This window comes from Lysinibacillus sp. NPDC056959 (assembly GCF_042674095.1).
GTDB classification, from domain to species: Bacteria; Bacillota; Bacilli; order Bacillales_A; family Planococcaceae; genus Lysinibacillus; species Lysinibacillus zambalensis.
Map to the genome: position 1 here is coordinate 1 of NZ_JBHURE010000051.1, position 8,265 is coordinate 8,265.

16 protein-coding genes are annotated in these 8,265 nt (G+C 33.9%); all 16 read left to right on the top strand.

Translation table 11 applies throughout. The features are described from left to right. Positions 1-200, top strand: a 200-nt coding sequence (locus tag ACFTQ7_RS24600; protein WP_386831917.1) for a hypothetical protein, incomplete at its 5' end; no start/stop codon positions are given. Between the two features lie 139 nt (positions 201-339). Beyond that, a complete protein-coding gene (locus tag ACFTQ7_RS24605; RefSeq protein WP_386831919.1) occupies positions 340-531 on the top strand; it encodes a hypothetical protein in 192 nt (63 codons plus the stop codon). A gap of 102 nt (positions 532-633) precedes the next feature. Further along, entirely contained in the window at positions 634-960 is a 327-nt protein-coding gene (locus tag ACFTQ7_RS24610) for a hypothetical protein (RefSeq protein ID WP_386831921.1), read from the top strand. Between the two features lie 142 nt (positions 961-1,102). Further along, the gene (locus ACFTQ7_RS24615) at positions 1,103-1,351 is read left to right on the top strand and encodes a hypothetical protein (protein ID WP_386831923.1); all 249 of its coding nucleotides are present in this window, start codon (positions 1,103-1,105) and stop codon (positions 1,349-1,351) included. A 1-nt stretch (position 1,352) separates the two neighbouring features. Continuing rightward, positions 1,353-1,496 (top strand): hypothetical protein, encoded by a 144-nt coding sequence (locus ACFTQ7_RS24620; RefSeq protein WP_386831925.1) that lies wholly within the window; start codon positions 1,353-1,355, stop codon positions 1,494-1,496. Between the two features lie 6 nt (positions 1,497-1,502). Further along, positions 1,503-1,787, top strand: coding sequence for a hypothetical protein (locus ACFTQ7_RS24625; RefSeq protein ID WP_386831927.1), 285 nt, complete (start codon positions 1,503-1,505; stop codon positions 1,785-1,787). A 101-nt stretch (positions 1,788-1,888) separates the two neighbouring features. Continuing rightward, positions 1,889-3,367: a hypothetical protein gene (locus ACFTQ7_RS24630; RefSeq protein WP_386831929.1), complete on the top strand. Its 1,479-nt coding sequence runs from the start codon at positions 1,889-1,891 to the stop codon at positions 3,365-3,367. 11 nt (positions 3,368-3,378) lie between these two features. Next, positions 3,379-3,669 (top strand): hypothetical protein, encoded by a 291-nt coding sequence (locus ACFTQ7_RS24635; protein ID WP_386831931.1) that lies wholly within the window; start codon positions 3,379-3,381, stop codon positions 3,667-3,669. Positions 3,670-3,772: 103 nt separating this feature from the next. Continuing rightward, positions 3,773-3,961, top strand: a complete 189-nt coding sequence (locus tag ACFTQ7_RS24640) for a hypothetical protein (RefSeq protein WP_386831933.1) — start codon at positions 3,773-3,775, stop codon at positions 3,959-3,961. After that, positions 3,958-4,740, top strand: coding sequence for a zonular occludens toxin domain-containing protein (locus ACFTQ7_RS24645; protein WP_386831935.1), 783 nt, complete (start codon positions 3,958-3,960; stop codon positions 4,738-4,740). Before ACFTQ7_RS24640 ends, ACFTQ7_RS24645 begins: the two co-directional genes overlap by 4 nt. Beyond that, positions 4,712-4,921 carry a hypothetical protein gene (locus ACFTQ7_RS24650; RefSeq protein WP_386831937.1) on the top strand — a complete coding sequence of 70 codons (210 nt, stop codon included), beginning with the start codon at positions 4,712-4,714 and terminating at the stop codon, positions 4,919-4,921. Before ACFTQ7_RS24645 ends, ACFTQ7_RS24650 begins: the two co-directional genes overlap by 29 nt. Positions 4,922-4,924: 3 nt before the next feature. After that, complete coding sequence (locus ACFTQ7_RS24655) at positions 4,925-5,104, top strand: hypothetical protein (RefSeq protein WP_386831939.1); 180 nt, start codon at positions 4,925-4,927, stop codon at positions 5,102-5,104. A 100-nt stretch (positions 5,105-5,204) separates the two neighbouring features. Continuing rightward, entirely contained in the window at positions 5,205-5,411 is a 207-nt protein-coding gene (locus tag ACFTQ7_RS24660; RefSeq protein ID WP_386831941.1) for a hypothetical protein, read from the top strand. A 37-nt stretch (positions 5,412-5,448) separates the two neighbouring features. Further along, a complete protein-coding gene (locus ACFTQ7_RS24665) occupies positions 5,449-5,961 on the top strand; it encodes a hypothetical protein (RefSeq protein WP_386831943.1) in 513 nt (170 codons plus the stop codon). Positions 5,962-6,111: 150 nt separating this feature from the next. Further along, entirely contained in the window at positions 6,112-6,294 is a 183-nt protein-coding gene (locus ACFTQ7_RS24670) for a hypothetical protein (RefSeq protein WP_386831945.1), read from the top strand. Between the two features lie 453 nt (positions 6,295-6,747). Then, a partial coding sequence (locus ACFTQ7_RS24675) for a hypothetical protein (RefSeq protein WP_386831947.1) occupies positions 6,748-8,265 on the top strand: 1,518 nt, incomplete at its 3' end.

Consider the following 8,265-nt stretch of genomic DNA (forward strand, 5'->3'; position numbering starts at 1 on the left):
AAAATGATTTACTACATGATGTACTTGATTTCATGTCTACAATTAATGAAACTGTTTTGCACGAAGCGAATGAATACAAAAAGAAAAAGCTACTCCAGATTAGTGGTCGGCTAGACAAAGTTGATGGTCAACATAAATTAGAGACCAAATTCAAAATTGTCAACACTGAAACTGGGGAAGCTCTTAAAGCATATTCTTAATTGCTTTGCATTATACATTAAAATTAGTAATTTATCAATCTGATAGAAGGTCTTACAGGTAATCTGTAAGACTTTTTATTAATTTATGTTAAGTTTAATAAAAAAACAAAAGAGGTGTTTTAGAATAAGGATGGTTGATATGGGACGAAAAAGAAAAGATTTAGTAGATAAATCTACTCCATTGATTTTAAGAGTAGACAATAAAACTCTTTTTTTACTTTGTGAAAAATTAAATATTGATTTTGATAGTAATGCAGAAGCCTTTGATGATGATACTAAGAAGGAGATTATTTTGGAAATTCAAGAAATTGTAAAGAAATTTGTAAAATAGTAGTTGCTAAATTTCTCTTTTTTTTTTAAGATTAGATAGAACAAATAATCCATACAGAATATTTGTTCGTAAAAACTAAAAATAAAAAGGAGGCAATCTATCATGAAAATGCAAGTAATTGTTATTCAAGCAAATCACTATGATATGGAAGACAATAAAGGTTTGTCAGTGCGAATTGTAGGAGATTATGAAGAAACAAATAACAAGTTTGGTTTATCAGTGACGGATGCTACAGTAAAAAATTATGAAGAGGTAAGACTTTTAAAACATCATAAAAAAGATTTACCAGCAGCGTTTAATGCAACAATGAGTATTGTGACAAAAAAGGCTTCTAATGGTAAGGATATGCCATCAGTTGCTTTATCAAATCTAGAATTTGTACATGCTCTTCAATTTGCTGAAAAAAAACCTTCTGCTGCGGCTAAATGACACCAAGTTTAATTTTTTCAATCGTTTGGGAAACAATTAAAAGTTTTTTTTCGGCAAAGGAAACTTATTATATAATCGGTGTTTTTGTAGTTTTAAAGATGCTTAATAAAAAATTTAAAATGAAAAAAGGGCGATTCGTTAAATGAACGAAGAGATAATTGTTGAACCAGTTGACCCAGTTGACCCAGTTGACCCAGTTGACCCAGTTGAACTAGTTGAACCAACAGTACCAACTTTAACTGGTTGGGATAGTGTGACGCCTGAACAAATAGAAACGTTCTTTGAAAATATCGAGGTAATTAAATATATAGGGTTATATTTAATTGGTACAGTTTTCGGACTTATTGCTCTCGCTATTGCTGTTATATTTTTTATAGCTTGGAGGTCATAGTATGGATCCGAATGATTTAATTTTACCGATTGCTTTAAAAGGTTTAAGTTTCGGTTTTATACTCGGTTTTACGTTTGGCTTTATAGGTAGGGCTATCACTAAATCTGAACAAGTTCTCAATTATTTCGGACTTGGAAGGAGGTGAAATAAAATGTCGAACGTACTTAATCATATTACTACAACTTTAAACAACTCTAAAAAACGTGTAACTGGAATTTTCATGTTTTCATTCTTAATGGCTTATGCATCTTTCGCAAGTGCTGCAGGTGCAACTGCTGACACAGGTACAGTAACAGCTATTACAGATGGTTTCGAAGGTTTAAAACTTACAGCTTTAGCTGTAGTTGCAGCAATCGCGGGTATTGCTATCTTACTGTTTGCGGCTCCTTTCGCTTGGCAATACGGTAAGAAAGTATTTAAAACTGTTGCACGATAAAAAAGAGACTGCGGTCACAGTCCCTTTTTTTCCACCAAATTAAATAAACAACTGGATAGAGTGTCTTAACTGGCACTCTATTTTTTTTGAAAGGTGGCTTTATGTTGTTTAAAAAAACAATTTTAATTATGTGTTGCACTGTTATTTTAACATTTAATTTAACTATGAGCTATGCAAAGGCTAATTCTGCGGTTGCTCAATTTGAGGAATGGGCTGCGGCAACTTATGCCGGTGTAGTTACAGGTACGATGGCTGTTGCTACTGGAGCCATGCATGCAGAACAGTACTTAATGGATAATGTGGACGCAATGTATCAGACGGCCAAAGATTCTTGGAAAACGATGGCGCCTGACATGAAAAAAAACTTTCTATCCAGTATTGATCAAATGGCTGACGGTATTGTTACTGTAGGGGATTGGATTACAGGTGCGTTGGATGCTCTTAAACCAAATTTCGGTGATAACACAGATACAGGCACAAGCATAGGTGGTGTAAATTATATATCTGCATCTGGTAAAGGTCATGCGATGTTGTCTGTTCAAAATGCAATTACTAGTAGTCTGTTGTTAACATATACAGATTCTAGTAATGCAAAAAGTCGTGCATCTAGTTCTTTTGAAATTTTATTAACGAGTGGGACATTTGGTGATAAAAATTCATATGCAAGAATTTATGTTAATGGTTCTAACAAAGAGTCTATAAATTTAGGTGAATTATCAGATGCTGAATATGGTGTTTTGTCGGAAGCAGCAAGTAAGGTTAAAACTCCTGCAGGTATGATTTCGTTTGGTGCTACCATTGGTGCACGTATTTCATTGGAATATCGAGATGGTACTGTTGTTAGTCCTGGTACTGGTTCAAGTACTTATAATCGCTTGGACGATTGGATACGTGAGCGTGCTATTCCTAATGGTCAACTTGGAGTTTATAATCCAGGTGCACAAGCATATACACAGGATGGTTATAGACTTGGTTTATCAACTGATGGACAAACCTTATTACAATTACCAGACGGTATCCCTTGGGAGGGGGTAGCCGATTGGAAACAACCTTTATTAAATACTGTAGATGGTACTACAGCGGTTTTAGATACAGCGGTGGGTTCTTGGATAAATGTTGCTACAGGTGCAAAAATACGTGATGCAACGGTTGGAGAAATTGCGAAAGCTTTAGGCGTATCTACGGCAATTGCTGAAGGTGTATTGAGTCGTGCGAAAGTGGAAGAAAAAGCACGAGAACAGGGTGGTACAGGAACGACTACTGGTAGTTTAAAAAATCCAACTAAAAGTATTGTCTGGACACCACTTATAATGGCTGGAACTGCTATGACAACAAAATTTCCTTTTAGTTTACCTTGGGATTTGATTAAGCAGTTAAAAATATTCGATGTATCTCCAAAGGCTCCGAAATTTGATGTTAATGTGCCTGAATATTTACAGATAGATGGTTTATCGATACCTTTTGCATTCACGTTAGATTTATCAATGTTTGATAAGGTCGCTGTAGTTGTCAGGTGGTTTAACATAATCATTTGGGATATTGCGCTGATATTAATTTTGAGAAGATTACTTCCTGAATAGGAGTTTTGTAGATGGCTGATTTATTTAAAGGATTTTTAGATACTGTTGGAGATTTTATTATTACGATTTTTAATTATTTAATTGCTGGTATTGGTACGGTTTTGGGGTGGATCGTGTCTATTTTTCCTGATTCACCGTTTTCCAATCCGTCTACACCTCCGGAGCTAATAAATTTGGGATGGGTAACGTGGTTGTTGCCATTTCCAACAATGATACAACATACCATATTGCTTGCTGCTGCTGTACTGACTTATTACGGCATTAGAGTACTTGCAAGATGGATAAAGTTAGTGAGGTCATAAACATGATTTGGACGTTTATTTTAGTTGTTTTGTTTGTACCCACCTTTTCTGTAACAGTGGCTCTTATTGTAGATGCAATACGTGATATTGAGGGAGGTAGACGGTGATTGTAGAACACATAATTACTTTTATATCGTTTACTGTGATTATTTGGGCTTGGACAAAGCAAGGTGGAGCAAGGCTTTCACTTAAAGAAACATCAAGATTTTTCACTGTCGTTTTATCAGTTATTACAATACTTGTATTTACAGTATCGCTTGTATCGCTTGTTATAAGGGGTGAATTATTTTGACGATAGAATTTTACACTGGAACGCCTGGTAGTGGGAAAAGCTATCACGCATTAGAAACTATAATTGATTATCTTGAAAAAGGTAAGCATGTAATTGCTAATTTTCCTCTTAATTTTTTGCCGTACATGATTAAAAAAGGTTGGGCTGATAGATTTATGTATATACCTGACGAGTACCTTATGGGTGAGAATGGTATGTCAATGTTATGGCAAATTAGTTATGAAAAAATTTATGATGAAGTGCTTATGTTTCCTGAAAAAAATCCAATGATACACAGATTTTTTGGTCAGGGTGAAGGATTATGTTTGGTTGTTATCGATGAATCAGGTAACTACTACCCTCCAGATGAAGCAACGCATCCAACCCAAAAGAAATGGAAATTATTTTTTAGACAACATAGAAAAATGGGATATGATTTTGTACTTATTTCACAAGGTACTAATGATATTAATAAATCGATTCGTAGTTGTGTTGAATATGAAATAGCACATCGTAAAGCAAATCGTGTAGCACCTTTTAAATGGCTTCCTTGGACTCTTTTCTTTTATGTGAGGTATTGGACCGCGGATAGAAAAAGACAGCTCTTAGGCTCTGAATCTAGCATTTATGTGAAGCGTTTTGCTGCTTTGTATGATACTCATATGATGTTTGGTCAATTTGAGGATAAAATGGATCTTTCATTTGATGATTTAGATATAGATTTTGAATTTAAATTTGGAAATGTGCTACTTGCAGCTATGGAGGAAGATGATGAAAAAACCGAAAAAATTTCATCTTGATACAAAACTTTGTGAATTGATAGATAGTATTTCGGAGCATTATAAGGTTTCTCGTTCAGTTTTTGTTGAAGAATTAATTTTATCTGTTTTAATGCCTGACAAGTTTTATATACAAACAACGTTAATTTTGAATGATGATTTTTATAAAGAACAAGTTGAAAAATATCTACTGGAGGGATGAGAAATGCTTTTTAATTTATATAGTGCGTTACCAATACCGTTGGCAAAGAAGATAAAAGAAGGGTCTCAGCTTGCAGATAAATTAACAACAATTGTTATGCAGCCATTAGAATTTGCGTATTTACACGTGTATGAAAGAATTAATGGTGTTTATGTCTATCAAAAAACTTTTCGTTTAAACTGATAATTTATGTATTTACACTTAAGTTATTAACTAAAATGTATTTACATTAATATGTTTACAATGCTATAATCTACTAAACAACTATTGGGAGGTTATGGCAATGTTAGCTAAAAGTATTACAAGAACATATAGACAGGATGCAATAACTCTAGCTTATTTGGATGCATTGGATAAAAAACTTGGTGGTGGTCATAGTGCTTTAATGCGTAAGGCTATTGCTGATTTAGCGAAAGAAAACTTTAATGCAGAAGAACTGAAGAAATTGCAAATGGATGTTTTGTTTAAGGAATTTCAAAAAGCAGAGTAACATGATGATACCTATAAAGTAGGGAGTGAATAATGATATGACTAATATAAAAAGTATGAATGTAAGTACTGTTATTAGTAGTGTATCTTCGGGTCAAATAAAAGTTGATGAAATAGCTTTAGCCTACGGTAAAAGTAATAGAACAATACAGAAGTATATCAAGTCGTTAGGATATGTTTGGGATGCTAAGGAAGGGAAGTACTTAGCTGCAGGTGATTCTTACGAAATCGTTAATGATAGCAAGTTATTTACTGAAATTGTAGAGTCATATTCAACGGTAGCCAATAAACAGCCTACTAAAACTGTTACTAATAATAGTAATAAACCTAATAACAGTACTGTAGATAGTACTAAAACAAATATCCGTAGTAATATTGATAGTATTGATGCAATACTATTTGGGAAGTCTATAGAAAGCCAAAGAGTACAGAGGGCATACTACTTAGATAAGGATATTGCTACTATCATTGATGGTGTTGACGGTAAACAAAAAAGTAATTTGGTCAATGAATGTTTGCGTAAGGTGTTTGAGCAAAAAGGTCTTTTATGAAAATGATAAATAAATGCTGAAAACCTGGTGCTGCAGCTGCGATTTTTGCAAGAATTTTAATAATCAAGGGGGAATTAACATGTTTGATGAATACATTGGGATTCCTGGGAAAGGAAAAACTTATAGAGCTTATAAAAGGGGGGTGTAGAGATGGACAAACAAGAATTTATGGATAGAAAACGAGTTCTATTTGAAGAATTTTTAGAAGTTATTGAGACGATGGATTATCCAAAGCAGAAAGATTTTATCGATAATTTTTTCAATCATTTTTTTAACAGTATTTATGAAGAGGGAGTTTTTGAGGCTACTCAACGTGTTGTGGCTTTGAGATAGGACTCTCACCGGCTTGCCGGTATTAGCGCCAAGGTAGGGATGATTCCCTGCCGCTGGAACGTAGTGGAGGCTGTATTTAAGGCTAAACAATATATTATATTGCGTAACGGCGTGAAGCAAAATTTAACTAATTGCTATTGGTGCTTTACCCTCCTTATAAGCTCTCTTTTCTTAATTGGAGGTAATAGATGATTTGCATAGTTATGCGACACGATAGTGTAAAATGCGAACCAACGCGCGGATGGTTACGCAAAGAGGGGCCCCTCTGGGGAGATTGCTTTGCGCTTGCCCCCGCACGTTGCTTTGAAGATTTTAAGGGAGACGGGGCGACTATGTAACCCGCCCCATGAAACAGGAGTACGTTTTCCCGACGAAACCTTGCTGTAACTAGGTTAGTCAGACATTTTCGCTTGTCAAAATAACGGTTTTTTTGACACGAAGGGAGGAATAGTTTTGATTAGTTATAAAGCTAAAAAAAGTTTGCTGTATAGTGAGCTAGATGCACCTAGAAGAAATTCATTTTTTGATTTTACTCAAAAGAAATTTATGCATAACATTGACTCACTTTATTATTCAATCACTGTTAAAAATGATTGGAAGTATGATTCTAACTGTGTTTTATTTAAAAGTTATCTTGCTAGTTTTCAGGAAAAAGCACAAAGAGAAATGGAGTTAATGCCTGTTTTTACAACTGAGCAAATGCGTGAAGATGTGGATTTAAATCTTACTGGTGAATGGCTCATGAATGGTATAGCGTTGAGTCCTATTTATAAGCATGATTTACAAAAGCCTGATAAATATTTTGTTATGATTGCGCCAAATCTTCCAAACGAAAACACTCCTCAACTTATAGTGCAAGTAAGGTCACAATACTTGTGGCTTAGAGGTGAAAAGACTGCTGTTAAAGAGAGTCTATCGGAGATAGAAGAATTATTATCACAATTTGCAATAGAGATTAAAGAAGTTAAAGAGAATCGTATTGACTATGCATATCATACAAATTATGTTCAAAATCCTACGAGTTATTTTAAAAGTGAAAATCTTAATCGTATGCAATGTAGTAATTTTAGTCGTTGGTCGATGGAAGGTAATTTTAGAGGGCAATTCGAGGTTGAAGTGGATTATGTAACTCTTGGACGTAAAAAATCTAATAATCTTTTTTTTAGGATTTACGATAAGACGAAAGAGGTTATTCAACAGGGGTATAAGCAATTTTTTATACAAATCTGGTATTTAGAAAAGATGATTTCTTACTTTGATTTGTATTGCATTGAAAAAGCTTTTTTAAATCCTAGTGCTGATAATTATAAATATCTTGATGTAGCTAGATTGGAATTTTATTTGGATTATGGTAGTGATAAAAAAATTAAAGAGGAAATAACATATTTGCTTGGTGATCAGTCTCGTGATTATGAAAAAATTATTGCTTTAGCAGATTATTTAACTCCTCCAGTCACAAAGGTATTGAATGTTGAGTTAGAGACTAAGCGAAAATTTTATTCTACAATGGATAAATCAATGGCTGCATTAAAAGTTACATCCGTTGAACCTACTCATTATTCAGCTAAGCTCTTCCGTATCTTGGATAATAAAGCTCTTTTTCATGATTACATAACTTGTAATAATGGTCTAAAGGGGATTATAAGATTCATAGATTATAAAGCTAAAAATCGGTTGGGGAAACCTTGGGCTGATAAAAATGATTTTCCTACTTCTGATTTTTGGAAAAGGCTGCAGGGGATTGGGACTGATTGGGATAGAGATGATGTTGAATTGATACGAGAGTATCAGCAAAATTTAAGCTTAACATTGATAAAAAAACGTCTTGTAAATCAAATGAGTACCTTTAGTTTATATGCTCATGGTGATGATGTACAAAATGATTTACTACATGATGTACTTGATTTCATGTCTACAATTAATGAAACTGTTTTGCACGAAGCGAATGAATACAAAAAGAAAAAGCTACTC

What these genes read in the sequence shown, in the direction of transcription:
- ACFTQ7_RS24605 (WP_386831919.1), top strand. Translation starts at nt 340, where the DNA reads ATGGGACGAAAAAGAAAAGATTTAGTAGATAAATCTACTCCATTGATT.
- ACFTQ7_RS24610 (WP_386831921.1), top strand. Translation starts at nt 634, where the DNA reads ATGAAAATGCAAGTAATTGTTATTCAAGCAAATCACTATGATATGGAA.
- ACFTQ7_RS24615 (WP_386831923.1), top strand. Translation starts at nt 1,103, where the DNA reads ATGAACGAAGAGATAATTGTTGAACCAGTTGACCCAGTTGACCCAGTT.
- ACFTQ7_RS24620 (WP_386831925.1), top strand. Translation starts at nt 1,353, where the DNA reads ATGGATCCGAATGATTTAATTTTACCGATTGCTTTAAAAGGTTTAAGT.
- ACFTQ7_RS24625 (WP_386831927.1), top strand. Translation starts at nt 1,503, where the DNA reads ATGTCGAACGTACTTAATCATATTACTACAACTTTAAACAACTCTAAA.
- ACFTQ7_RS24630 (WP_386831929.1), top strand. Translation starts at nt 1,889, where the DNA reads ATGTTGTTTAAAAAAACAATTTTAATTATGTGTTGCACTGTTATTTTA.
- ACFTQ7_RS24635 (WP_386831931.1), top strand. Translation starts at nt 3,379, where the DNA reads ATGGCTGATTTATTTAAAGGATTTTTAGATACTGTTGGAGATTTTATT.
- ACFTQ7_RS24650 (WP_386831937.1), top strand. Translation starts at nt 4,712, where the DNA reads ATGAAAAAACCGAAAAAATTTCATCTTGATACAAAACTTTGTGAATTG.
- ACFTQ7_RS24655 (WP_386831939.1), top strand. Translation starts at nt 4,925, where the DNA reads ATGCTTTTTAATTTATATAGTGCGTTACCAATACCGTTGGCAAAGAAG.
- ACFTQ7_RS24660 (WP_386831941.1), top strand. Translation starts at nt 5,205, where the DNA reads ATGTTAGCTAAAAGTATTACAAGAACATATAGACAGGATGCAATAACT.
- ACFTQ7_RS24665 (WP_386831943.1), top strand. Translation starts at nt 5,449, where the DNA reads ATGACTAATATAAAAAGTATGAATGTAAGTACTGTTATTAGTAGTGTA.
- ACFTQ7_RS24670 (WP_386831945.1), top strand. Translation starts at nt 6,112, where the DNA reads ATGGACAAACAAGAATTTATGGATAGAAAACGAGTTCTATTTGAAGAA.